Consider the following 26,249-nt stretch of genomic DNA (forward strand, 5'->3'; position numbering starts at 1 on the left):
AGCACTCGTGTAGCCTGGTTGCTTGCAACCAGGAATTTTTACCCTGGTTACAAGCAGCAGCCCTTTACACATCTGAACCTTCAATGTTGATATCCTCATCACTCTTTTTCTTTTTACGTTTTGCCCACAGCCAAAATGCTAGAATCATAGCTATAATCAAAATAATAATTACTGATACGATAATGATTAATACACGTTTTGCGTGTCGCTTTCTTTTTACCTCTTCTTCTAATAACTTTTTAGCATCTACTGTAGCAGCTGGTGGCTTATAATCTGGGGAACAAACTTTTCCATTGAGCAGAAATTTAAAAAGAACGTTGCGGCCACCTACCATCTGGGCGCTAATTTGCACGATAACGTTGTCTTCGGAAAAACCACGTCGTTCACATAAATAATATAAATCCGCGACCCAGCCTTCTTTAGTCATCTTGAATGACGTTCTTGTCGGTTTATCTTTGTAGATAATTTTGAGCTTGACACTTTCTGGATTGATCACGTCAGGATGTTGCAGCTGAATCATCAATGAATCATGCTTTGCATTTAGCATTTGCTCGAAGGGAGAGGGTTTGATAAACGCTTGGTATTCATTTTTTTGGTTAATGTAAGTTCCTTCGGTCTTGAGAATTGCTTTGTAAGTTCCCTCAGGAATATTTAAGATAAAGGCATTTGAAAACACGCCATTTTTGTCATAGGGAATTACATAAGGGAAATTATGTTCGTCATTAGTAAATTGAAAATTCATTTTTAGGTCTTGGGCAGCCATATCGGATTTAATGGGCTGTCCCTCTTGCTCAAGGTAACCGTTTAAGGGGAGTAGCTCGCCAATAAAATAGGTTCCACTGGTAAAGTTAGTTCCTATATTAGGATTGGTTAGTATAAAGACTTGCTGTAATTGTTCTTCTGGACCAGATAAAATCCATTCTCCCGCTGTAGGGGTTTTCATTTGTACTACTTCATAATTTACAGTAGCTAAGATTCCATTATCCTCTTTAGCTAGCGAATATTTGCTGCCACCGGGTGCTGTTAAGTACAGGTCTTTAATATTTGCTGTTTTTTTAAAAATTAAAGTAAAGTGATGTACTTTACGAGGAATTATAATCGAGCGTTTGGACGTTGTATCTTTGCTGAGATTAATTTCTTTTGAGGCAGCAGAATCAGCCGTGCTAGGAACGCTGAGTAATAAATAAAAACAAAAAACGATGTAAATTAAGTACCAATATTTTTTCATGAGAAGTCCTTTTCTCAACTGTGCTTTTTCTAAGCAAAAATACAGTTAAGATACTGAAAAATGCTAATAATTGTATCCTAATTATTAGGACAAATACATTTTACCGGTGAAATATGATTGCAAAAAATAACTAGCATAAAAAAAGGTCTTGATGTATAAATCCTGGTTTGTAAGTGGTCGTGATCTGGTCACAGTGAAAAATGACTAATAGTCGGTAGTTGATTATGAATTTCAAATCGAGGACGGAAGCTTATTCGTACGCTATTTTATTGCTAACGCAGTTAAGCAAACGACATGTAACTAGCGCTTCTGATGTAACAAATACTACCTTTAGTCTGTTCAATGCTTGCATTGGTCATCTAAAAATTGCTATGGAAAATCATGAGCAAGATCTAAATTTTATCGCAGAACTTATTGAAGAGCTTATAACTCAAGACGATATTTTTCTGGATGAGGATGTTTTACTCAGGAAACTAAGTTCGGATATTCTAAATAATGCGTATCAACAAACGATTAAAGAAAAATTTGATAATCCATTGGCGCGGCGCTGGGAGTCTGAGCTAGCTATAATTTTGTTTCGCAAGCCAACCAAGGCAATGATGGAGGCGATACAAGCAGTTTCTGAGCAAATTCTTCGTGTTATCGAGCAATTAAGCTTGCTTCAAGATAAGTTTGATTGGTCTTTTTACATTGACTTATTCAGTCGAAATTATCATGTTATTTCTTTTGGTGCAGAAGAAAATCCCACCCTTGAAGACATAAAAAAAATATTGGTAGATAATAAACCTGAACAATTAGCTGAAATAATGCATATTCATTATAAATTTGCTCAAGGCATTATACGCAAGTTTCCTATAACGGGAATAGAACGAAAGCCTGTAGGAAAAATGGCTGAAATTGTAGCCAAAATTTGGCGCGGACCTATGGAAACCTTTTTTTCTGAGGGGTTAAAGGATCCTGTTCTGGGGACGTTCTGTAGAGGTTATATTCCCGACGTTCTGATGTATAGCTCTCCCTTATACAAAGTACTTGATAATCGCGGGAAGATGCCTAATGCTTTTGATGAGGAAGGGACACAGCAATTAGGTTTATTGGGTCGGGGGCAAGAGGAATATGAAATTGGCCTACCTACACATCATTCGATTTGGACTGCCGATTGCAAGGCACAAGGAGCTAACCTTAAGTCTCAATATGTTCTTGATCTCATCGAAAATGATGCGGTTTACGTTTCAGGCCCCTCGGGCATGACGAGTGTGCTTTTAGGACAAATGGAAATTCTAGCTAATTTTCCCACTGAGATTTTAAAAAAGAATTATTTAACTGCGATAATGGTTTATATTGTTGCTGCGGGATTTCACAGTATTCATGAGGTGATAGCTCCTGCACACTATGCATTAGATTTGGTGCCAGGTTATGAGGTTCATGTTCCACAGCAAGGTAAATTAGCTCCCCCGCCAAACTATCATCAATTTTTTGCTCAGCAAGAACGTATTGATCCTGATTTTGCAGCACGTCATGATGCAGCATGGGAGAGTTATCTGCATTATTTCAGCCAGCATTATGTGCCTCATTATTTAGATAAGCCATTAGAGCGGAAAAATTCTTTACCTAAATCCAGTTTATCCCACTTAGGCAACGCGCTCATTGATCCGGCATTGCTAAATAAGGTTAGGTTGGAAATGAACCGATACATCAATGCCCGAGGCAGTAATAATGGTGGTTTAAACTTTATCAGTAGAGCGTTCCGCAATAACCATTTAACTAAAGAGAAATTGTCTTTGGCAATAGAATTTAATCATCAAGTAGAATTGGTGAAAGCACCCGATGAGCTAGAGATTTTGGTTGCTAATACGGTGAATAAAAATTTAGATTTAGAAAAGAAAATGGGTAAGACCTATGGTGTTTTAACCCAAAGTGGTTTGAATCGTAGTTTAGAGCATATTAAAACGATAATTAAAGACCATGCTTCTCCTCATGAAGTGAAGTATGGATTAACGTAGGAGCTATTTATGTCTGAAAAACAGGGGGGCTTCTTTGATAAGAAGCCTATGACTGGAAAGCAGCGCTTATTCAAAATGTTGGAAGATGGAGACAGCGGAATAAAAGTAGCTGAATTTGATACCTTTCCCATGACCCACGATGATGTTGTACGATTAGAGAAAATTATAAGAAAAAATACCTCAGTGGAGGTTATTTCATTAATAGACTGTAATTTGAGCTCTGAGCATCTGGAAATATTAGCCCGGGCGGTATTAAGTAATCAGACATTGCAAAAGTTTCAGGTGGAATTATTTCATGATTGTAGTGCAAGGGTATGTAATCTAATGAGTTTGGTCCAATCTCATCTTATGAAGAATATGAGTTTGATACGAAGGTCGGCTAGCTCCGAAGATGAGCAATTAATGAAAACTATTTGCGTGTGAGACATCCCTTAAAATAAAATAGCCTGGTTGCCAGCAACCAGGCTATTTTTGAAAATGGCAACTAAATCAAATTGGAATGAGCTGTTAAAACTCCAACAAATATTTATCATAATTTTGTTTATATTCAGGCGAACCTTGGTATTGTAACAAGGCTTGATTGAGCGCTGTTAATAATGCCCCTTCCCCTGGATTTACTGCAATACCAAGTCCATAGCCATACATATACGGTGGGCCAGCTAACTTGAAGGTATCGGAGGAATTCGCAGCCCAATAATTCGCCGTTGGGTTATCCAGTAAGATAATGTCTACTTCACCTCTATTTAAACCAGTGAGTTGGTCTGATACGGTTATATAGTATTTGATCTTCGGGTTTTTAACTCCCATGGTATTTAATTCTTGTTCAAATATCGTTCCAGTTTCCAAACCAATCCTTTTGCCATGTAGAAACTCTAAGGTAAAAGGTTCGGTTTTTACCTTGGGGGTGGTGACAAAGCGCGAATAACTAAGCAGATAAGGCAGACTAAAGTTTACTATTTTGGCTCGCTCTGGAGTGATGGTAATGGAGCTCATGGCCATATCAATTTGTTTTCTGGCTACCGCATCTAAAAGTGCATCAAAACGCATGATGTGATAGCGACAGGTGCGCCCCATTATTCTGCACAAGGCATTCATTGAGTCGATGTCAAAGCCATAAATTTCATTTTTTGAACCTCGCATTACAAAGGGCGGGTTAAAGTTTTCAGTTCCAATATTTAAGACGGGCAGATCGTCTGCAAATAATGCTGAAGAAAAACTAATGCTGGCAAGCAAAAGACGACGAAAGAAATTCATTTTAATTCACTGAATAATTATTGATTTTTATAGATTATAACGAGATATTAGTTTTGGGAATGAAAAATTTCATTATTAATGTGAATTCAGGATAAGAATCCAATTTATGTCAATAGATACTTCCGAGTTACGCGAATCTAAATCATGGTTTATTGAAAAGCATTTTTCGGATTTATCACATCCGTTAATCGATGTGGTAAAAGAACTGGTTGTGGTAAGCGATTATGCAGGTAAGCAAGTAGCGCTGCTAAAGCAACTTTTAGCTACTGATAATTGTGCTGCACCATTAATGCGTGAAGAATATTTTCAAGCCATTGACAATATATCCCTAACCTTGCCGCAAGCTCATTTTGCACGAGAATTGCGCCAATTTCGCCATACTCATTTATTACGATTATTATTGTTGGAACTCTCCGGGCTCTGTAGCACTGAACAGGCTATACGCTCCTGGTCCGATTGTGCTGATGCGCTCATTTTACATGGATTGAATTATTGTCAGTATGCTCTTTCCTCTCGTTACGGTATACCTAGAGATAAAGAGGGAAATCAAGTTACTTTATTAACTTTGGGAATGGGGAAGTTAGGGGGAAGAGAATTAAATTATTCCTCCGATATTGATCTTATTTTTGCCTACACTGCGGCTGGTGAAACTGATGGTGAAGAGCCTGTTGAAAATCAGCAATACTTTAATAAGGTAGCGCAACAATTTAGCCAACTATTTCAAACGATAACCTCAGAAGGGTTTATCTTTCGTGTGGATTTAAGATTACGACCTAATGGGGATAGTGGGACCTTAGTTCCAAGTCTTGCGGCAATGGAGACTTATTATCAGGAACAAGGACGTGATTGGGAACGTTATGCTATGGTGAAGGCACGTGTAATTTCTCCATCCCTTGATGAGGTACATCCTTGGTTTGAGCGTTTGATAACCCCTTTTGTTTATCGACGTTATGTAGATTTTAGCGTGATCGAATCATTGCGTAGCATGAAAGCAATGATTGAGCGAGAAGTGCAGCTTAACCCTCGTTTGGATGATATTAAGCGGGGGAGAGGAGGGATTAGAGAAGTAGAATTCATTATTCAAAATTTTCAGCTTATTCGTGGAGGCCGCTTACCTCAACTACAAACACAAAGCACCTTAGAAGCGCTTGCGGTGTTAAAACAAGAGGGCTTATTGCATCACAGTGATGCGTTAAAGCAGGCTTATTTATTTTTACGACGGCTTGAAAATATACTGCAAAGCCAAAATGATCAGCAGATTCATTCCTTACCTGAAGATCCCGTAAAAAAAGCACAAGTAACTTTAGCTATGGATTTTACATCTTGGGATGAGCTTTTGGAGAGGCTTCATCAATATCAACGTATTATTAGCTACGCGTTCCATGCGGTAATGGGAAAGGTTGATTATTATGAAGATGAGAAAAGATTATTAGCGAATCAATTAGCAAGTCTTTGGCAAGGGCATGTTGAAACGGGCATGGCGATTAATTTATTAATCAGTTTAGATTTTGACAATGCAGAACATTGTTATCAAATGATCCATGCGTTTCGTCATGGTCCTCGTTGTCGCCGCCTTCCCCAAGGCGCGCGTATGCGTTTGGATCGTTTTATGGTTCTCCTGTTAACCGAATTAACGCAGGTGGATCATACCGAGAAGGTTCTATTACAAGTTTTGCATTTATTAGAAAATATTGTGGGGCGTAGCGCCTATCTGGCTTTATTAACTGAAAATCCGCATGTTTTAACTGAGCTACTTTTTTGGTTTGCACATAGCCCCTTTATTACTTCCTTGCTGGTAAGCCAGCCATTTTTATTAGAGGTATTGTTAGATCAAGGGCAAGAATGGCGTCCGCTATCACGTTCGCAATTGCAGGAGTTGCTTTGGGAAAAATTGAAGCATTATCCGGATATGGAGGCTAAAGAGGAGCTATTGCGCCAATTTAAGTTAACTAATTGGCTGATGGCTGCACGCGCAGAACTTTACGGTTTTTGTAGTTCGGTACGCATTGCGCGTTTTTTAACCGATGTGGCACAAGTCATCGTGAACGAAGTTTTGAGCTTAGCCAGTGAGCAATTAAGCCTGCGTTATCCGGAAATGGAACAAATGCACTCACATTTTGCCATCATTGCTTATGGCAAATTGGGTAGTCGGGAGATGAGTTATACATCAGATTTGGATTTAGTATTTTTGCATACGGTAAAACCTGAGGATGAGGCATTAGTCACACGCTTAACTCAGAAAATTTTGCATATGCTGACTACGCGTTTGCAATCAGGGGTTTTATATCCAGTTGATACTCGATTGCGTCCTTCTGGTTCTGCTGGTTTACTCGTGAGTCATATGGATTCTTTTGTGGAGTATCAAAAAAAGCAAGCGTGGACTTGGGAGCATCAGGCTTTATTAAAAGCGCGCATCTTAACGGGTAATACCGCAATTAAACAGACATTTTTACAATTAAAAAGGCAAGTATTGTCTGTATCACGAGATAGGGGCATCTTGCAGAGCGAAGTCATTGCCATGAGGGCCAGAATCGAACAGCATCAGGAGTCTTTGCCTTTGAAGCATATCCCTGGAGGCTTATTGGATTTAGAATTTTTAGTGCAGTTTTTAGTGCTAGATTCTAGTTGTCCGGAATTGGCACGTTCGACTCAAACCTTAGGGCAATTAACACGGTTATATGCAGCGAATATTTTAAGCAGAGAACAATTCTTGATATTAAAAAAGGCATATCGCTATTATCATCATATATTGCATTTGCAATTGTTACGCCCTGGAACTGAGATTGATGAGGATATTCCTCATCAGGTTGCCGCTATTTATCAGCAGTATTTATTCCGTTGACAAAGTTATAAGTTGTAACTATCTTTGGATCGAGCCTAACATATAAAGGATTATACAAATGAATGCACTCTATACTGCAACAGCTAAAACCCATGGTGGGCGCAATGGGCATGTAGAAACAACAGATGGTCTTTTAAAATTAGATTTGGCAATGCCAAAAGAGCTAGGTGGAAACGGTAATGGGAATAACCCTGAGCAATTATTTGCTGCCGGTTATGCCGCTTGTTTTGAAAGTGCTATTCGCTATGTTGCTCAAATGCAAAAAATTCCATTAAGCGACGCACACATGCAAGCAACTGTTTCCTTATACCCAACACCAGAGAAGGGTTTTAAACTCGGTGTCGTATTAGAAGCTACTATTGCAGGTTTAAACCAAAAGGACGCTGAAGAACTCGTTGAAAAAGCACATCATGTTTGTCCTTATTCCAATGCTACCCGCGGTAATATTGAAGTAACGCTAAAAGTGCATGCGGAATAACCGTAGCCTTGATGCAGTGCTGCATCAAGGCTACAATTTAATCTATATCTCTTACTTGCGTTAAACGTTCAATCATCGCATTAAATGCATCTGCTTTGTTGCGATAGATATCATCGTAAGATACATGAAAAGTATTAAATTCATCTTCACATTCAACCTGATCTTCTAAAAGTTCAGTAATCGTCTGCTTAGCTAACAAATAGAAATCATTTTCGACTTCAAAACTGATAATCCATACTTCTTCGCCTATTTTTAAGTCCGTCATTTATTACCTACTTTTTTAATTGAATTCTGCGAATAAATCATAATCATCACTGTCAGTAATGCGTACCTCAGCGAATGAACCAACTTTCACTCCTGGAGTGGGAGGTAAAATAACTAATCCATCAATTTCGGGGGCATCACTTTTACTACGCGCAATGATGTGCTCTGGTGTAATTTCATCAATCAGGACGGTTTGGACGCTACCAATTTTTTGCTCTAATTTCTTACGGCTAATTTCAGCTTGTAATTGCATAAAGCGGTGATAGCGCTCTTCCTTAATTTCTTCGGGCACCTGATCTGCTAAATCATTTGCTTTTGCACCTTCAACTGGCGAGTATTTGAAACAGCCTACGCGATCTAATTGTGCTTCTTCCAAGAAGTTAAGCAGCTCAGTAAACTCTTCTTCTGTTTCTCCTGGGAAACCAACAATAAACGTGGAGCGTAACGTAATATCAGGGCATATCTCACGCCATGCTGCGATACGCATCAAGGTATTTTCACTGCTTGCAGGGCGTTTCATTGCTTTTAACACGCGTGAACTTGCATGCTGTAGTGGAATATCAAGATAAGGTAAAATCAAACCATCACGCATTAATGGGATGATTTCATCTACATGCGGGTAAGGATAAACATAATGCAGACGTACCCAAATACCTAATTCGCCGAGCTGTTTGCATAAATCATAAAAGCGGGTATTGATAGTTTTTCCTTGCCAGCTAACCTCTTCATAACGCGTATCCACGCCATAGGCACTAGTATCTTGGGAAATTACTAAAATTTCATTAACCCCTGCTTCTTTTAATTTTTTAGCTTCTGATAACACTTGAACTAAAGGATAGCTTTGCAATTTGCCACGCATGGTGGGGATAATGCAAAATGTACATTTTTGGTTACAGCCTTCAGATATTTTTAAATAAGCAAAATGACGGGGTGTTAGTTTAATTCCTTGAGGAGGCACTAATTGCATGAAGGGATCTGCTGGAGGCGGAAGATGTTCATGTACCGCATTCACTACTTCTTCATAAGCATGGGCGCCACTGATATGTAATACATCGGGGCAAGCTTCTTTGATAATATCTGCTTTCGCACCAAGACAACCGGTCACAATAACACGACCATTTTCTGCCATGGCTTCTTTAATCGTATCTAAAGACTCTTTAACCGCACTATCAATAAACCCACAGGTATTAATAACAACCACGCCTGCATCGTCATAGTTGGATACCAACTCATAACCTTGAGCGCGTAATTGAGTAATGATTCGTTCTGAATCTACTAATGCTTTAGGGCAACCTAAGCTAACAAAACCGACTTTATGATTCATAAAACTCTAACTGTAAAAAAAATGAACGAATTATACCCTTTCTCTATAGGAATGTCGACTGTTTAAGAAATTTTACTTTACTCTTGCTTTCACTCGTACGTATTTGTAAGAAATAAGTAAAGAAAAAAAGATTACGCTCATCAAGTGATAAAAAATTGCGTATTATTAAATAGAAATTTTTGCTTTGGAGAAATTATGGGTAATCGAAAAGAAGATTTGAAGCGTTTAATTGAATTAAAGAAAATAACAGAAGCATTGACGGAAGAACAGGAGCAAGAACTTAAGCGATTGAAGTTCAGACGCATTAAGGATGCTGAATTACCTGTTTCCGAGCTAGAAGCTACATTAATTGAACTTGATACAACGACTGTCTCGGTGAGCGCCGAAAATATCGAGGAGCTTATTGCCGACTACAACGAAGCATATGCAGGTGAGGAGCATTATGAAGCGCCTAAGGTCGAGGATGATGGTTCAGTTCGTTTTAAATTTAGTTCACAAGATGAATGCAGTAAATTTTTCATGAAGCAAGCTGAAAAAGGCGATTCTTTTATTATGTTTGATCCCGTAACTAAAAATGTTACTGCTTATGCAAAGGATGGAAAACTATACCATCATGATGGCAAGGAATTTAAAGCAGGCGAAGCATTCACCCAATCTGAAGTTAAACAAGAGGATTTTGAAATCCCTGGTTTATCACGCGGACTGGATATGCATTAAATTTTAACCTGTTCTTCTTTTCACCGCTTCCCTGACTGCAACGATCAGGGGGCAGTGCTCAATATCCTTCCTCCCCAAATAGAAAAATTAACCAATTCATTCTCTTAATATTTTATTAATCTAAATGTATTAAAATAAGACGAATTTATTTTATAGGAATGGATATGCCCGCTTATAAACTTGATAGCCCCGTTGTTTTATTTAATCACCATGAATATGGTCAAAGACTATTATTTAAGAATGGTATAACTAATCCGCGCGATGTGCTTGGGAAAAATGGCGTTACCTTTCATAGTTCTTTTGCTTCTCTGTTTTATAAGACCATTAAATTTCAAGCAGAAGTAGTTAACGAATTAGGAGCATATGAGCTTCGTGAGTTTCGTATTAATCGTAACAGTTTGATTAAATATCTCGGTGAAGAGGCTCATAAAGACCTTCAAGATGACGCATTGTCAGCGGCACTTAATCGGCAATTATGGGCTAGTGACAGTAATGATGATATGGAGCAAAAGAAACGGCAAATTAAAGCCGGAACAGAAGGGCTACGCCATGCAGGAAGATATAATCAGCGTTTAGTTGATAGCTGGTCTAACCGTTTTAGTGATTTCTTTAAAGGCTCTTTTCTGAGCTGGCTTTACCAAAAAACCATAGTTAGTACCAAGTTAATTAATATACGCTTTCTTTTTTTAGGTAAAGAAGCAGAAATTTTAGAGGCAGGGGAAGTGCTTGCCAAAAAACGTTTTCATGAGGCATATAAAGAAGTCCCTGCTTATAAAAATCATCTTGTCCGCTTTAACGGAACGCCAACATCTGAAACTGAGTTTCGACAAATTCCTGAAACGACAAAAGATAATTATATTAAATTTCAGCAAAATGATTCAGATACTCATTTACGAGGAAAATATCCGGTTGCCCATAAAACAGATACCTCAACAGGAACTACGGGGAAAGCTACAGAGTGGGTTCGTGGAGAGCAAGAACTGGAAACAGTTAAAAAGTCTTTGCAGTTGGCTGCTAGAATCCAATTTGGAGCGCGCCGTTTATCCTATATTAATGCCTTTGCTCTTGGGCCATGGGCGACAGGTTTAACTACTTATGAGTTAATGCGTGAGACTGGAAGCGTCTTTGCTACAGGTCCTGATAAAGATAAGATTCTTGATAAACTAGTAAGCAATGCACGTTATGAGCGCCATCAATTGGAGCTTGCTGTTGATGCGTTCATGCGCAAACATCCTAGTTTAATGGAGGAGGACAAACAAGGAATTATTACTTTAATTGAAACCACCTTAAAAGCGATGTTAAAAAAACGGACTTCAACGTTTACCGAGGAATTTGATTTAGCAGTATCTCAATTGGAGGGAGGTGCTCAGCTCATAATTCGACGCTATCGATCAGAAATTAAGGCAATCGCGGACGCATTAAATAAAGAAAAGAACCAGATGATTATTGCGGGTTATCCTCCATTCTTGAAAGATCTTACCGCTTATGCCCAAGAGAAGGGATATAATTTTGATGAGTTTTCTGTGATTGGGATTGTAGGCGGCCAAGCTATATCTGAAGCAATGCGCGATCAATTAATTAATCATGGTTTTAATCAAATCTATTCTTCTTATGGTGCTTCAGACCTAGATATTAATTTAGGTGTTGAAACGGAATACGAAATATCAGTGCGTAAAGCGATTGAAACGAATCCTGGTCTTGCTCGAGAGCTGTATGGCGAAAACAAAGGCTTACCCATGGTGTTTCATTATGATCCTATGAACTATCATGTGGAATGTGATAATGAAGATAACTTATTATTTACCTGTACACGAGATGATCGTTCTTCTCCGCGTATTCGTTATAATTTAGGCGATAAAGGTCGTGTGTATGCATCAAGCGACATCCAGGCTCTTTTAGCTAAATATGGGATGTTCCAGAAACCCAAAACCAATCTTCCATTAATGTTTGTATGGGGGAGAGATTCAACGGTTGTGTTCAATGGAGCTAACTTAGCGTTTACCGAATTAGAGCGCGCAGTCACAACAGATGAACAGTTAGAGCAAATTGTTTTAAAGAAAGCTTTTTATTCCTACCAAGATGAAACTGGTGCGGATAAATTAGAAATCTGGCTTGAGTTAAATGAAGATGAAGAGCTGCCAAATGAGAGCCAGCAGAAAGAATATGCTCATTCCTTGTTAAATAAATTGGTTAGCCTAAACCAAGACTTTCGTTATCAGGTAGATCAATTAGATGAGGATACCCCACTACCACTGGTGCGTTTCTTTAAACGTAATCAAAGCCCTATTAGCGAGGCAGGCGGGCATCGTAAACAAGTTCTAATTTTCCAAAAGAACGTTAATTTACCTGAAGATTATCAATTTCCTGATGCAGAGCAATGCTGCGGATATGCACTTCCTAAAACAGCTAGTGTATTGCAAGAACAAGCCAGTAGTTTTGTTCTCGCTCACTAAAAAATAATAATTGTAAGTCGGGCCATGGGCCCGACTTACAGTACTTGCTTAGCTATTTAGATTCTTGAACCACTTGATTGAGCTTCGTTAAAAACTCATCTGTAGATACTTCACCAACCACAAGTAATTCATCATGTTGCATGCCCTTGGCATCAAAAAATATAAAGGTTGGGGGGGCGATTACATTAAAATAATTTAGTATTTTTTTATCATGAACACTATTCTTAGTGACATCTACTTTCAGAACGACAAATTGTTCTAATGCGGTCTGCACATTGGGATCTTGAAAGGTCGTAGCGTCCATAACCTTACATGCAGTGCACCAATCCGCATAAAAATCCAACAGCACGGGTTTCCCGCGAGCAGCGATAATCTTCTGCTTTATTTGGTTTAAAGACAGTTCTTCATGAGGCTCTATCTTAGATGGTATTACGCTCGCTGCCTGGGAAACGTTTAAGGGTTGTAGGGGATTTGTTGCGCCCATGCTCGCCCCAATTAGAATGAGGATGCCATAAACTAATAAAATAATTCCTACACTTTGACTAAATTTTTCCTGGTTGCTTGAGGAATGAGCTAATGCTCCACAATAAATACCTGAAAAAATAAGTAAACTCGCCCATAGAGCCATGCTTACTACCGCTGGAGCAATACGTGAGATCAGCAAAATGGCAACAGCGATGAATAGAACGCCAAAGAAGGCTTTAATCGTATTCATCCAGCCGCCGGTTTCTGGTAACCACTTTCCGGCAGACGTACCGATTAGAAGTAGGGGGGTTCCCATACCAAATCCTAAAACTAAGAGTGTGAGGCAGCCTAAAAGAACATTTTTAGTTTGAGCTATGTAAGTTAATACACCGATTAAGGGGGCGGTAACGCAGGGGGACAAGATCAAAGTTGATAAACAGCCCATGATTGCTGCACCAAGATAATGCCCTCCGCGTTGGTTGCGACTGGTATTGCCAATTTTTGCTTGCCAGGAATTGGGTAGTTTAAATTCATAGAATCCAAACATGGATAAGGCAAGCAGAACAAAAATTATGCTTAAGAAACCAATAGACCATGGCGATTGCATACTGATTTGCAGATTCGAGCCTAACAGAGCAACGACTGCCCCTACGATGGCATAAGTAACGGACATGCTAAGTACATAACTTAAGGAGAGAAAGAATGCTTTTCGCGTCGTAATTTCTTTTCCATGGCCAATGATAATTCCTGATAAAACAGGAACCATAGGTAAAATGCAGGGCGTAAATGATAACAGTAACCCTAAGCCATAGAATGTGAGTAAGATCATAGCCCAGTTTTGGCTTTCAAAAACTTTGCTAAGTTCACTTTGGGATTGGCCAGGGATTGTTGTTGCTGCTGGCTTATTTTCTGTTTTGGCCAGGTTTACGTGGCTCAGCTCTAGTTTGTCATTAATAACGAGCTGAATTTTTTGCTCTTCTGGAGGATAACAAAAGCCATCATCAGAGCATCCCTGATAACTTAATAGTAGAGATGTTTTTCCAGGATTATTACCCAATATGGCTATAGGAATGGAAACTTTATCTCGGAAAACAGTGTATTTTTGCCCGCGCTTATCTGTTTTTTCTAGGGTGGGAGGAAGACGCAGGGGGCCTAATTGCATGATGTTATTTTGCTCAGGCTCCAATTTAATGCTATTAGAATATAAGAAATGCTGTGGTTTGATCTTGAAATCGATTGTAAAGGTGTTGAGATCAACGAGGTCTACCTTGACCTGAAATACTTGGACAGGAGGAAGAGGGGCCGTATATCCAATAATGGTAGTAAAACAGCATATAAAAAAGAGCAACCATTTTTTCATTTGAGACCTTGATAACAGCAATGCAATTTCCTTCATTGTAGTTCGAATAAAGACAAAACGTAACTCTTAATATGCGATTTATGGCCAGGAGTAGCAATTATTTAAATTGGTGTAGCCTTGATGCAGCGCAGCGTAATCAAGGTTTTCTAAAGGCTGCATAACCCTTGATTACGTCATGCTGCATTTAATGGGACTTTTAAATTTTCCCCATTAAATGGTCATCTTCTAGCACTAAATCAGCATTTGCCGCTATAGGTTGTAATTTTATTTCTGCCTGCTTCAAATTATCCCCATGAATCAAACTTAGATCATAATTCATCACGAGTTCAGCGATAAACGTTTGAAAAATAAATTCCGTTATTAAATTCGCAGGACAACGACGTTTGCCGTAGGAGAAAATGGTGAGCACGGTTTTTTCACGTGTTTTCTTCTCATCATTTGCAAATCTATTCGGGTCGAAACGTTCGGGTTCGGGCCACATTTTAGGATCAAAGCGGGGGAGGGCATTTAAAATTGCAAGCATCGTTTGCGGGGGAATTTGTGCTACCTCTTCTTTATCTTGATTTTTGAGACTAATACCATGTTCGCTATAGCGTAGAATAACTGTTTCAGCTTCCAAATCTTCCGGTTTCTTCTGCTGAAAATCTCGTCTTAAAGCCTCTAAGAAAATACGATGCAGCAAGCCATTATTTTGTTTGTCTTGTAAAATATCTTCACGACGTTCTTCTGCCGTTTTATTTTTAAAGTTTCGTTTTTCTAGCTCACTTCTTAATGCAAGCAGTAAGGTTTCATTCTGTGCCAATTCAGTCATCGCACTACAGGCGGGGATAACAATCATATCTCCTGGCAAAGGAAGTACAGGAAGAGTTTTGATATAGGCTTCTTGTAAGTAAGGCTTTAAATCTTGCTCGGTCATGCACGATAAATAATCGAGCAATTCATATGAGTCTAAATCCGGATAAGTTTCTTTAACTCGTTGAGCAATAAAACGCGCCAATGCATTGGTGATGTTAAATAAAGTTTTTTGATTGTCTTGTTTTAATTCTTGAAAGTGGGCAATAACGGCAGTGGCTTGCTCTGCTAAAAATTGCTCACTAGCTGCCAAGTAGTTTTGTTTTGCCTGCTGATATTGCGGAATGAAATAAAATAGCCAAGAATAATACGCGGTCATTAATTTAACCGATAAGGTTTTACCAAAACTTTCTAATTTGTCTTGCACTAAGTCTGAAAACCCTTGCAACGCCTGATGTAGATTAGGGGGGATTTGTTCAATATCAAATAATCCTCGTGCTAAGCTATTCCTTAATGGGGTAGTTGCTAACTCCAGTAAGGGAACTGGTTGTTGGGCATGCTTGTCCAAATATAAATGAATTGATTGCTGAGTGTTTTCAATGAAGGCTGCAGGCCTGGACAAGAGGCCAGATAATAAATAATGATGGCTTAACGCGGTATATTCTTTATCATCTTTAGCTCGGGTGCTAATGAAATCGCCACCAACAAAAAAACGTAGCCCCATTTCTCCTCGTCGTCCTTGCGGTTCTGCATCGAGTGTATCCAGTAGGTGGGCCATGTCTAGTTCTTGGGGATTTATAAAGGCAACATTCCCTCCCAATAAACCAAAATTCACGAAATGCACGGGCTGAGCCGAGTTTTTTATTTCACTAAACAGTGATGGAGAATTAACCTCTCCCCAAAGAACACGATTAACAAATGAACGAAAATGATTAACAAAATAAAACATCACAACGATCCCTATAAATGTTTTAAGAAAGATAACCTAAAAAAGTAGACTTCAGTCGTAGTGGTGAGAGCAGTATTTTAGGCCTAAGTAAATTCGGCACGATCAATGTGCTCGAACAGAAACATTACAACAATAGGAAAATATTTTGTCAAATATGGGATTGTTTTTGACTATTAATCCACGAATTACCGCAGCGTGGGTGGTGAGATGTAAGATAATCTGGACTCTGTAGCCTATATGCTAAGTAGGTGAGGTGGGGCCCCTAGGGCCAACAAGAGATGAAACCCCGAAACTCAATGTTGAGTCAGGCTACGTCAAATAGAAGGTTTTATAAATTAATTAATCTAAAATCAAAAGCTTAGATCTAACTCATTACTCTTAATTAACCCCACACCCAACTGCTTTAACTCGCCCCGAATACGTTTAAACACGCCTTCATTTAAAGGATGGGTCGCATCTTCAATTAAATAATTTTTAAATCCTTCCTGCATCGCATCTTTGAGACTATAATACACACAGATATCCGCGCATAAACCACAAAAATAAAGTTCAGATGCTCCTTTTGCACGCAAATACGCGGTTAACCCGGTGCTTTTTTTATGATCATTCTCATAAAAGCCGCTGTAACTGTCTATTTCTGGATCCATCCCTTTACGAAAAATAGCCGCGATGCGTGTGGTGTCTAATTGTGGAAAAAACTCAGCCCCTTTGCTTCCTTGCACACAATGGTCAGGCCAAAGAGTTTGTTCCAGACCATGGAGCTGGATTTTTTCAAAAGGTTTTTTACCCGGATGGCGGGAGGCAAAACTTTTATGGTTTTTGGGATGCCAATCTTGAGTAGCCACAATTAAGCCAAAATGGTTCATTACCTGGTTAATCACGGGAACAATCACATCACCCTGGGGAACTGCTAATGCACCTCCAGGCATGAAATCATTTTGAACGTCTAGAATGATTAATGTTTTCATTTATCCCATTGCTCATGTTCTTGAATCAGCTGAGCACGCTTTGCGTTCAACTCATTACTTAGGCCTATTTGATATGTTTTAGGATGCTCAATGCACTTGTATTCGTCAGGTAATTGCGACAACCGCAAGCTAGAGTATTCTTTGATTTGTTGTAAAGATTTGGTTGGTATTAATGTTTTACCCTGGCTCATCGCTTTATGAAGTAATGGTTCTTTAGGGTAATTTTGCAGTGAGCTCGATGTTACCTTACCTAATGGTGAATATAAGGTATCAATGTGTTGCTCTTCCGCTAAAGCGATAACATCAGCTCCTAAAAAAAGCTGTTCATTAGTCATAACACGATAAACCTGCTTTTTATAGGGGATTGTTATTTTGGCGGTATTTTCTGAAAGCTTAATACGTGGCTTATGATTGGCAACCGCCAATTTATATACCCCATCTAAAGCCGCATCTGGCATACCAACAATTAAATTTGAACCCACTCCAAATCCATCAATCGGTGCTTGTTGCTCGCGTAAGGCTTTAATACTGTATTCATTCAATTGATCTGATGCAACAATTTTGACATAGGGCATTCCAGCTTCATCCAGCATATGGCGTGCTTTGTGAGCTAAATAATTCAAATCGCCACTGTCTAAGCGTATTGCCTGCAAACGCTGTCCACGCTGCGCCATTTCTTTACCTACTAAAATGGCGTTGGGAACTCCACTTTCTAAGGTGTTATAGGTATCAACCAGTAGGGTAGAATGCTCAGGCCAAACTTCAACGAAAGCACGAAATGCTGCAAGTTCACTATCGTAGCTTTGAATAAATGAATGCGCCATGGTGCCTGAGACAGGGATTTGATAATCACGGCCAGCACGTACATTGCTGGTGGCATCAAAACCACCAATGATCGCTGCTCGACTGGCATAATAACCACCGGGGCCTTGGGCTCTACGTAAACCGAAATCAATCAACGTGCTGTTGCCTGAAACGTGTCTTATACGGCTTGCTTTAGTGGCAATAAGTGTCTGAAAATTTAATATATTTAAGAGAATGGTTTCGATTAATTGGGCTTCAATAATATTCGCCTCAACGGTAACAATCGGTGCGGTAGGAAATACGAGGTCGCCTTCAGCAACAGCATAAATGTTTCCTGTAAATTGAAAGTTTTTCAGATAATTCAAAAACTCGGGATGGGCGCCATTTTTTTCTAAAAATTCAATGTCTGCCGCATCAAAGCGAAGATTTTCCAAAATACTTAATAGATCCGCCAAACCAGCAAAAACGGCATAACCCGAACCAAATGGTAGTTTCCGAAAAAAATAATCAAAAATAGCTTGTTGCTTGTGTTGCCCTTGCAAAAAATAAACTTGAGCCATGGTCAATTGGTAGAGGTCGGTATAACTTCCCGTAAAATCAAACATTTAACTTATACACCCTATGGCTAAAAATTATTTTGCTGTGGATTATAAAAGAGACTTTGCTGCAAATAATAGCGAAAAAATGCTAATTCATAAAAAAACATTTTAATTTTTTTTTATTTTGCCCCTTGAAAGTATATTCAACGTCCCCATATGTCTATTCAGCGTCATTACAGTTTAATTAAATTCAGGAGATATATGTTATGAAAATTCGTCCTTTACACGATCGCGTAGTAGTTCGTCGTATGGAAGAAGAGCGTACCACAGCGGGTGGTATTGTGATTCCAGATAGTGCTACTGAGAAACCAATGCGTGGCGAAATCATTGCTATCGGCGCTGGAAAAGCCTTAGAAAACGGTGATGTCCGTGCATTGGCTGTTAAAGTTGGTGACATTGTATTATTCGGAAAATATTCTGGTACTGAAATTAAATTGGATGGTATCGAGTATGTAGTGATGCGCGAAGACGACATCATGGGTGTAATCGAGAAGTAATTGAATTGATTCATTAGGAGATAAAAGAATGGCTAAAGAATTACGTTTTGGAGACGACGCGCGTTTACAAATGCTTGCTGGTGTTAATGCATTAGCTGATGCGGTTCAAGTGACAATGGGTCCACGTGGTCGTAACGTTGTATTAGAAAAATCTTATGGTGCACCTACTGTAACTAAAGACGGTGTATCTGTTGCTAAAGAAATCGAATTTGAACACCGCTTCATGAACATGGGTGCGCAAATGGTAAAAGAAGTTGCTTCTAAAACTTCTGATACTGCTGGTGATGGTACTACTACTGCTACAGTATTAGCTCGCTCTATCCTGGTTGAAGGTAACAAAGCAGTTGCTGCTGGTATGAACCCAATGGATCTGAAACGCGGTATTGATAAAGCGGTTCTAGCTGTTACTAAGAAATTACAATCTATGTCTAAGCCATGCAAAGACAACAAAGCAATCGCTCAAGTTGGTACTATTTCTGCTAACTCTGACGAAGCAATTGGTTCAATCATTGCTAGCGCTATGGAAAAAGTTGGTAAAGAAGGCGTTATTACTGTTGAAGACGGTAATGGTTTAGAGAATGAATTATCAGTTGTTGAAGGTATGCAATTTGATCGCGGATACATTTCTCCATACTTCATCAACAACCAACAAAACATGAGCTGCGAATTAGAGCACCCATTCATTCTGTTAGTTGACAAGAAAATCTCTAGCATCCGCGATATGTTATCTGTATTGGAAGGCGTTGCAAAATCTGGTCGTCCATTATTGATTATTGCTGAAGATGTTGAAGGTGAAGCTTTAGCTACTCTAGTTGTTAACAACATGCGTGGTATTGTTAAAGTATGTGCTGTTAAAGCTCCTGGTTTCGGTGATCGCCGTAAAGCAATGTTACAAGACATCGCAATCTTAACTCATGGCCAAGTTATTACTGAAGAAATTGGTAAGAGCTTAGAAGCTGCTACTTTAGAAGACTTAGGAACTGCTAAGCGCATCGTAGTAACTAAAGAAAACTGCACAATTATTGATGGCGAAGGTAAAGCTGCTGAAATTAAAGCACGTATTACTCAAATCCGCGCGCAAATCGAAGAAACTTCTTCTGATTACGATCGTGAAAAATTACAAGAGCGTGTTGCTAAGTTATCTGGCGGTGTTGCAGTAATTAAAGTAGGTGCTGCTACTGAAGTTGAGATGAAAGAGAAGAAAGCTCGCGTTGAAGATGCTTTACACGCTACTCGTGCTGCAGTTGAAGAAGGTATCGTAGCTGGTGGTGGTGTTGCTTTAATCCGTGCTCAAAAAGCTCTAGATGCACTGAAAGGCGATAACGACGACCAAACTATGGGTATCAACATCCTACGTCGTGCTATCGAGTCTCCACTACGTCAGATCGCTACTAACGCTGGTTACGAAGCTTCTGTTGTTGTAAACAAAATATCTGAAAACAAAGATAACTACGGTTTCAACGCAGCTACTGGCGAGTACGGTGACATGGTTGACATGGGTATCTTAGATCCAACTAAAGTAACTCGTATGGCATTACAAAATGCTGCTTCTGTAGCTAGCTTAATGTTAACTACTGAGTGCATGGTTGCTGACCTACCTAAGAAAGACGAACCTGCTGACATGAGCGGCATGGGTGGAATGGGCGGTATGGGAGGCATGGGCGGCATGATGTAAGCTGTCTACTCAAGACCCGAAAAAACCCGCCTGATGGCGGGTTTTTTTTATCTCCATATGAGCCTGCAATGGCTCTGGTTAATTGTTACATGAGGTTTATTTTTAAATTAAATCTCAAAATGGAGATAATCCTGTATGAGTTTGTGGTGATGCCATTACTGATTGAATGGATTCTTCATAATAGGCCAATAAACTAATGGCTGCACCAAGCATCATAGCTGCAATACCTCCCACACTACCCGCTAAAATAAACGAAGTACCAATGCCAACACTAATTAGAAATCCAAGCCCCATTACCTTTTCCAAAGAGGAGGCAGGGGTTTTATAATCGAGAGCAGCTTTTATAACTCCAACACCTAAACCAACACTGGTTCCAAGCAATGCCCCTAAAATTATGGCAACAGGAGCAGCGAAGCCACCCATTGGCCCTGTGCCTACTATACCCCCAGAACAGACTTGCAATGTAGGAATAGCAGTACCAATACCAGCTCCCATCAAAGAATAAAACCCAATTCGTGCTATAGAATCAAACATAAGCCTCTTCCTGAATGAATTATTCTTATTAGGCTACAGATTCATATTGCAATTTACAAGCAGCAGCTTACGCTTATTTGTTTTTACTTAACTCTTCCGATGCCCCAGGCTTCATCACGATGATACTGATGCGACGGTTCACTGCATTTAACGGGTCTTTCTTATTGAGTGGAGCTGTTGATGAAAAGCCTGTAACAGACAATACTTTATTTTCATCCATACCCGATTTAACTAAAGCTCTCCGTGCAGCATTCGCTCTTTGTGTAGACAATTCCCAGTTCGTATAGTCCAGCTCTTCAGGATTATGGTAGGGGTGGGAGTCCGTATACCCTTGAATGGTTACCTTGTTAGGAACCCCATTGAGTAGTTTAGAAATTTTCAGGAAAACAGGTTCAAAATCAGGATTTAATTTTTCTGAACCTACATTAAACATAGGATGCTTTTGATCGTCAATGAGTTGAATACGTAAACCATCATGTACGATTTCCATTAACATATGATCCTTTAATCCGCTTAGTGCAGGATCACTTTGAATACTTTGATTAATTTGTGATTTTAGCTCTTCAAGTTTTTGCGTTTCATTTTGCGATGATTGAATAATTTGGGTACTTTGTTGCTGTTTTGCCAGTTTCGCTGCCGCTTTGTCCGTAGTGGAAACAGAACCATTTGTGTCTTCCACTTTTGGTCCACCACCTTTAATGCGAACTTGCTGGTTACCGACGTTTTCACCACCAAAAAAAGATACGCGTAATGGCTGTTTGAAGTATTCAGAAATACCATCCTTTTGGGCTTTATTTAATGAGGCAATAAGCCACATTAATAAGAAGAAGGCCATCATTGCTGTTACAAAATCAGCATAGGCAATTTTCCAGGATCCTCCATGATGACCATGCCCATGCTTTTTTACTTTCTTAATAATAATCGGTGCTGTCTTTTTATCTTTGTTACTATTATTGTTATTCGATTCACTCATAATTTTTCTCTAGCTTGTTGCTGTACTTGCGGCAGAATCAGTTTGTTTTACATTCTTTATTTCATCACTTAATTGTGAGAAGGATGGCCTTTGGGCGGAGAATAGGACCTTACGACCAAACTCAACAGCAATTAACGGTGGGTTGTTATGCAAACTTGCTAAAATTGTCGCTTTAATTGATTGCAGCATCAGCTGAGTTTGATTGGCTCTTTGTTCCATTGCTGTGGCAATCGGGCCAATAAATCCATAACCTAACAAAATACCTAAGAAAGTTCCTACAAGCGCATGCGCAATTAGTACTCCTAATTCAGATGGTGGCAGGTTAATTGATTCCATGGTGTGTACAACTCCAAGAACCGCTGCCACGATACCAAAAGCAGGCATTGCATCCGCGATTTTAGTAATTGTGTTTGCAGGAATTAACTCTTCAGCATGATGTGATTCAATCTCCATATCCATCAAGGCTTCTAATTGGAAAGGTTGCAAGTTTGACGTAATAATTAAGCGGAAATAATCACAAATAAATTCAATGATGTGATGCTCATTCATTAATGCTGGATAATTGGTGAAAATAGGGCTGCTTTCTGGCTCTTCAATATCTGATTCAACAGACATCATTCCTTGCTGGCGAGCTTTATTTAATAAGTTATACAATAATCCTAATAAGCTGATGTAGGTTGCTTTAGATGTTTTTTCACTGCGAAATACTTTAGGCAGGGCCTTACATAGTGCTTTGAGGACACTCATACTATTACCTACAATAAGGGCTCCTACAGCAGCTCCTCCAATAATCAGTAATTCTATGGGTTGATATACGGCAGCCAGATGGCCGCCGCCTAATGCAAATCCACCAAAAACACAAACTAAGACCACAACATAACCTAATAAAATTAACATTTTTATTCCATCTCCACATCACAGCCTTAACTTAAGTTTGGCTTTATCATTTTTATTCTTGCTTATTGAGCGAGGTAATCATGCACCACTCGTCCATAAGGCAGGGTTAAATCAGTTAATAGATGAACAGCTTTTACAATTCGGCGTACTGGAAGGCTTGCTACAGGAGCTAGAGCATGATGCGCTAACTCTAATTGTGCAGGACCTTGCCATGCTCCTTTGACGACAACATCAGACAACATGATTTCGACTAGCTCACAGATTTGTGGGCCGCCATTCACATGCGGAATAATTTTTAATAAATAAATAGGGGTGTTTAGCGCATCGGCTACTTTTTTTAGATCCAGAGCTTCATATTTATACCCCATGGTTGCCGTTGCAACACGGCAGGGGCCATAATTAAGCGTCCCTAAAAAAGTATCACTTACGACTTCTAATTTGGGTTGGGCAAGCTTTTTAGGATAACCCCATATTTCACGTCCAGCAGCAATGGGCGCTAAATCATCCAAATACATGGCGTGAGTATAGCTACCCATTTTTCCTTTATAGCGCACCGGAATTACTTGTCCTGATTCCGTATAATCACCAAACCCGGTCGAGTCTGGCATGCGAATAAATTCAAATTGAACCAAGGGTTCCACCACCTCTAAAGGCTCAGGAACTATTTCACGGAGTAAATCCATATCTGTTTCATAGGTTACCGTCAAAAATTCCCTATTAATAAAGCGATATGGGCCACGTGGATATGCTGAACTTGTAAGTGGCATAGCAAATGCTTTTTCTTTAACGTCTGATTCTTTCATTTTCGGCCTCACTTAAATAGTTGTATGTGAATACAGCTGTACCTGGGTTATTCCATGAACCATCCATGACTAACAACCAGGGATTGGCCGGTCAACGCATTCGTGTCAAATGCAGCAAAGAATAAAGCTGTTTGTGCTACGTCATCTATAGTGGTGAATTCCCCATCTACAGTATCTTTTAACATGACTTTTTTAATGACGTCTTCTTCGCTAATTCCTAGTTCTTTAGCTTGCTCAGGAATTTGTTTCTCAACTAAAGGAGTACGTACAAAACCAGGACAAATCACATTGGCTCTTACATTATGAGCGGCCCCTTCTTTAGCAACCACTTTACATAGGCCAAGTAAGCCATGTTTTGCAGTGACGTAGGGGGCTTTAAGTACGGATGCTTCTTTGGAATGCACTGAGCCCATGTAAATGATGCTTCCACCATTACCTGCAGCATACATATGTCTAAGCGCGGCCCGGGTCGTTAAAAAGGCACCATCTAAGTGAATAGATAATAATTTTTTCCAATCGGAGTAGGGGAGTTCATCAATCGAGTTAATAATTTGAATTCCAGCATTACTTACTAGAACATCAACACTGCCAAAGTGTTCTACTACGGCATCAACCCCTTTATTTACTTCATTTTCATCGGTGACATCCATGGCAACGGCCATTGCTTGTCCACCTTGGGATTTGATTTCTTCTGCGGCAAGGTTAGCTTGATCTAAATTAAGATCAGCAATAGCAACTTTTGCTCCTTCTTTTGCGTAAACTAACGCAATTTCCTTACCTATACCACTGGCGGCACCTGTGATTATTGCAACCTTATTTTTTAAGCGCATGATTACAATCCTTGTAGTGTTTTTCCGGTTAATCTCAAAAATTATTGAGAACAATCAAAAAATTAATCTTTTAGAGTATAGCAACGTAAATTTGATATTGCTGTATTTCACTATATTTTTTTTCAGGAACGGGGTAAACCTGGACTGAAGATCCAGGTTTTTAGGAGTTGTGGTTTATTAGGTTAGTAATAATAGCCATGACGATAATAATGTCGATAATAGGCCCGTCGGTCTTGATCTCGGCCAATAGCATTTCCTACTAAGGCACCAGCACCTGCTCCGATCACAGTTCCTACGGCGCTACCACCAGTTACTGCATAACCTAAACCTGCGCCTGCGGCCCCTCCGACTCCTGTGCCTATTTCAGTATTGGTACAACCACCCAACATCAGGCTAGCAAGGCTAATTCCACATAATGATGAGATAATTTTATTCATAGTAGACTCCCTTTTTTTATTTAGGTATTTTCCTAAGCGATGTTTCACTTTGGAATAAACAACCAATACGATTCTTCATTATCAATATTAGTACAAAAATATCATTATGTGTTGAATTGTTGATCACTATTGATTTGTAATTAGCAGTTTTATCATTGGGATTTTACTCTGACCTAGGTTTTCCAGTAGTATTAGATAATTAGAATAATAATAAGAAGAGGACGCTATGTTCAGAGGAAGTATAGTGGCTTTAGTTACGCCAATGCAGGATGATCAAGTTGATGTAGCCCGATTGCGCGAATTAGTAGAGTTTCATATTGAAATGGGGACTCATGGTATTGTTGCTGCAGGTTCTACTGGTGAGGCAGGGACTTTATCGCATGAGGAAAAACTCTTAGTTATCAAAACAGTTATAGATCAAGCTAAAGAGCGCATACCGGTAATTGCTGGCACGGCGATGAATGCAACCCGCGATTGCATCACATTGACTCAAGAAGCGATGGAATGTGGTGCGCATGCCGCATTAATTATGACTCCCGCATATATAAAACCAACTCAAGAAGGTTTATACCAACATTATTGTGCTATTGCTCAATCGGTAGCTATGCCGATTATTCTTTATAATGTTCCTGGGCGAACTGCATGTGATTTGTTACCAGAAACCGTCGCACGTCTTGCTAAGATTTCCAATATTATAGGAATTAAAGAGGCTACCGGCCAAATGACGCGTTTGCAGCAAATTCTGCGTCTTTCTGAAGGCCGTATTGATGTTTATAGTGGGGATGATCCTACTGCTGCCTCATGGATGTTAGCGGGTGCTAAAGGTAATATTTCTGTAACCGCTAACGTGGCGGCTAAGTTAATGGCAAAAATGTGTGACAGTGCCTTAGATGGTGATCATGCGGTTTGTTTACGTATGCATGAGCAACTCATGCCATTAAATGATTTATTGTTTATTGAAACAAATCCTATTCCAGTGAAATGGGCCATGTATAAAATGGGATTAATTGCTAATGAAATTAGAATGCCTCTAATTCCATTGTCTGCAGAACACCATGCAGCATTAGAACAGGTAATGACGCGTTTAGAATTGATTTAATTGGGGA

The 26,249-nt window shown here is 39.4% G+C and carries 23 protein-coding genes; 9 read left to right on the top strand and 14 right to left on the bottom strand.

What is annotated here, in order from left to right; translation table 11 throughout:
* Positions 1–64: 64 nt before the first annotated feature.
* Positions 65–1,228, bottom strand: a complete 1,164-nt coding sequence (locus J2N86_RS04690; protein ID WP_252581213.1) for a hypothetical protein — start codon at positions 1,226–1,228, stop codon at positions 65–67.
* A gap of 224 nt (positions 1,229–1,452) precedes the next feature.
* Here J2N86_RS04690 and J2N86_RS04695 point away from each other — a divergent pair, with 224 nt between their 5' ends.
* On the top strand, positions 1,453–3,228 hold the full coding sequence (locus J2N86_RS04695) for a hypothetical protein (RefSeq protein ID WP_252581214.1): 1,776 nt from the start codon (positions 1,453–1,455) through the stop codon (positions 3,226–3,228).
* Positions 3,229–3,237: 9 nt separating this feature from the next.
* Positions 3,238–3,651, top strand: a complete 414-nt coding sequence (locus J2N86_RS04700) for a FimB/Mfa2 family fimbrial subunit (RefSeq protein WP_252581215.1) — start codon at positions 3,238–3,240, stop codon at positions 3,649–3,651.
* 84 nt (positions 3,652–3,735) lie between these two features.
* On the opposite strand, the gene J2N86_RS04705 is transcribed toward J2N86_RS04700, so the two are convergent.
* Positions 3,736–4,482: a transporter substrate-binding domain-containing protein gene (locus J2N86_RS04705; RefSeq protein ID WP_252581216.1), complete on the bottom strand. Its 747-nt coding sequence runs from the start codon at positions 4,480–4,482 to the stop codon at positions 3,736–3,738.
* A 106-nt stretch (positions 4,483–4,588) separates the two neighbouring features.
* On the opposite strand from J2N86_RS04705, the gene glnE reads away from it, so the two are divergent.
* Positions 4,589–7,324, top strand: a complete 2,736-nt coding sequence (glnE, locus tag J2N86_RS04710) for a bifunctional [glutamate--ammonia ligase]-adenylyl-L-tyrosine phosphorylase/[glutamate--ammonia-ligase] adenylyltransferase (RefSeq protein ID WP_252581217.1) — start codon at positions 4,589–4,591, stop codon at positions 7,322–7,324.
* 58 nt (positions 7,325–7,382) lie between these two features.
* Positions 7,383–7,802: an organic hydroperoxide resistance protein gene (locus tag J2N86_RS04715; protein WP_252581218.1), complete on the top strand. Its 420-nt coding sequence runs from the start codon at positions 7,383–7,385 to the stop codon at positions 7,800–7,802.
* 37 nt (positions 7,803–7,839) lie between these two features.
* Here the strand turns inward: J2N86_RS04715 and J2N86_RS04720 are convergent, their stop codons facing one another.
* Together J2N86_RS04720 and rimO are read right to left on the bottom strand one after the other, a co-directional pair.
* The gene (locus J2N86_RS04720) at positions 7,840–8,067 is read right to left on the bottom strand and encodes a hypothetical protein (RefSeq protein WP_252581219.1); all 228 of its coding nucleotides are present in this window, start codon (positions 8,065–8,067) and stop codon (positions 7,840–7,842) included.
* A gap of 15 nt (positions 8,068–8,082) precedes the next feature.
* Positions 8,083–9,390, bottom strand: coding sequence for a 30S ribosomal protein S12 methylthiotransferase RimO (gene rimO / locus J2N86_RS04725; RefSeq protein ID WP_252581221.1), 1,308 nt, complete (start codon positions 9,388–9,390; stop codon positions 8,083–8,085).
* 195 nt (positions 9,391–9,585) lie between these two features.
* Between rimO and J2N86_RS04730 the strand changes: the two genes are divergently transcribed.
* Entirely contained in the window at positions 9,586–10,107 is a 522-nt protein-coding gene (locus tag J2N86_RS04730) for a hypothetical protein (protein ID WP_252581223.1), read from the top strand.
* Positions 10,108–10,271: 164 nt separating this feature from the next.
* Positions 10,272–12,560, top strand: coding sequence for a phenylacetate--CoA ligase family protein (locus J2N86_RS04735; protein ID WP_252581225.1), 2,289 nt, complete (start codon positions 10,272–10,274; stop codon positions 12,558–12,560).
* Positions 12,561–12,612: 52 nt separating this feature from the next.
* Here J2N86_RS04735 and dsbD read toward each other — a convergent pair whose 3' ends face one another.
* The 4 genes from dsbD to J2N86_RS04755 all read right to left on the bottom strand — a co-directional run bounded on the left by dsbD (position 12,613) and on the right by J2N86_RS04755 (position 18,503).
* Positions 12,613–14,385 carry a protein-disulfide reductase DsbD gene (gene dsbD, locus J2N86_RS04740; protein WP_252581227.1) on the bottom strand — a complete coding sequence of 591 codons (1,773 nt, stop codon included), beginning with the start codon at positions 14,383–14,385 and terminating at the stop codon, positions 12,613–12,615.
* A 196-nt stretch (positions 14,386–14,581) separates the two neighbouring features.
* Positions 14,582–16,126: a cytochrome P450 gene (locus tag J2N86_RS04745; protein ID WP_252581229.1), complete on the bottom strand. Its 1,545-nt coding sequence runs from the start codon at positions 16,124–16,126 to the stop codon at positions 14,582–14,584.
* A gap of 350 nt (positions 16,127–16,476) precedes the next feature.
* Positions 16,477–17,094: a bifunctional nicotinamidase/pyrazinamidase gene (pncA, locus tag J2N86_RS04750; protein ID WP_252581231.1), complete on the bottom strand. Its 618-nt coding sequence runs from the start codon at positions 17,092–17,094 to the stop codon at positions 16,477–16,479.
* Positions 17,091–18,503 (bottom strand): nicotinate phosphoribosyltransferase, encoded by a 1,413-nt coding sequence (locus J2N86_RS04755; protein WP_252581233.1) that lies wholly within the window; start codon positions 18,501–18,503, stop codon positions 17,091–17,093. The genes pncA and J2N86_RS04755 overlap by 4 nt, the downstream gene beginning before the upstream one ends.
* A 200-nt stretch (positions 18,504–18,703) precedes the next feature.
* Here J2N86_RS04755 and groES point away from each other — a divergent pair, with 200 nt between their 5' ends.
* Positions 18,704–18,994, top strand: coding sequence for a co-chaperone GroES (gene groES / locus J2N86_RS04760; RefSeq protein ID WP_133137811.1), 291 nt, complete (start codon positions 18,704–18,706; stop codon positions 18,992–18,994).
* Positions 18,995–19,022: 28 nt separating this feature from the next.
* A complete protein-coding gene (gene groL / locus J2N86_RS04765) occupies positions 19,023–20,669 on the top strand; it encodes a chaperonin GroEL (protein WP_289781845.1) in 1,647 nt (548 codons plus the stop codon).
* A gap of 114 nt (positions 20,670–20,783) precedes the next feature.
* Here groL and J2N86_RS04770 read toward each other — a convergent pair whose 3' ends face one another.
* From J2N86_RS04770 to J2N86_RS04795, 6 genes are all read right to left on the bottom strand, one after another.
* A complete protein-coding gene (locus tag J2N86_RS04770) occupies positions 20,784–21,203 on the bottom strand; it encodes a hypothetical protein (protein WP_252581235.1) in 420 nt (139 codons plus the stop codon).
* Between the two features lie 73 nt (positions 21,204–21,276).
* Complete coding sequence (motB, locus tag J2N86_RS04775) at positions 21,277–22,176, bottom strand: flagellar motor protein MotB (protein WP_252581237.1); 900 nt, start codon at positions 22,174–22,176, stop codon at positions 21,277–21,279.
* Positions 22,177–22,185: 9 nt separating this feature from the next.
* Entirely contained in the window at positions 22,186–23,073 is an 888-nt protein-coding gene (motA, locus tag J2N86_RS04780; protein ID WP_252581238.1) for a flagellar motor stator protein MotA, read from the bottom strand.
* A 62-nt stretch (positions 23,074–23,135) separates the two neighbouring features.
* Positions 23,136–23,876: an acetoacetate decarboxylase gene (locus J2N86_RS04785; protein WP_252581240.1), complete on the bottom strand. Its 741-nt coding sequence runs from the start codon at positions 23,874–23,876 to the stop codon at positions 23,136–23,138.
* Positions 23,877–23,923: 47 nt separating this feature from the next.
* Positions 23,924–24,706 carry a 3-hydroxybutyrate dehydrogenase gene (locus tag J2N86_RS04790; protein WP_252581242.1) on the bottom strand — a complete coding sequence of 261 codons (783 nt, stop codon included), beginning with the start codon at positions 24,704–24,706 and terminating at the stop codon, positions 23,924–23,926.
* Between the two features lie 182 nt (positions 24,707–24,888).
* Entirely contained in the window at positions 24,889–25,143 is a 255-nt protein-coding gene (locus J2N86_RS04795; protein WP_252581244.1) for a glycine zipper domain-containing protein, read from the bottom strand.
* A 226-nt stretch (positions 25,144–25,369) separates the two neighbouring features.
* On the opposite strand from J2N86_RS04795, the gene dapA reads away from it, so the two are divergent.
* On the top strand, positions 25,370–26,242 hold the full coding sequence (gene dapA, locus J2N86_RS04800; protein WP_252581246.1) for a 4-hydroxy-tetrahydrodipicolinate synthase: 873 nt from the start codon (positions 25,370–25,372) through the stop codon (positions 26,240–26,242).
* The last annotated feature ends 7 nt before the right edge of the window (positions 26,243–26,249 follow it).

This window comes from Legionella lytica (assembly GCF_023921225.1).
Taxonomy (GTDB): Bacteria; Pseudomonadota; Gammaproteobacteria; order Legionellales; family Legionellaceae; genus Legionella; species Legionella lytica.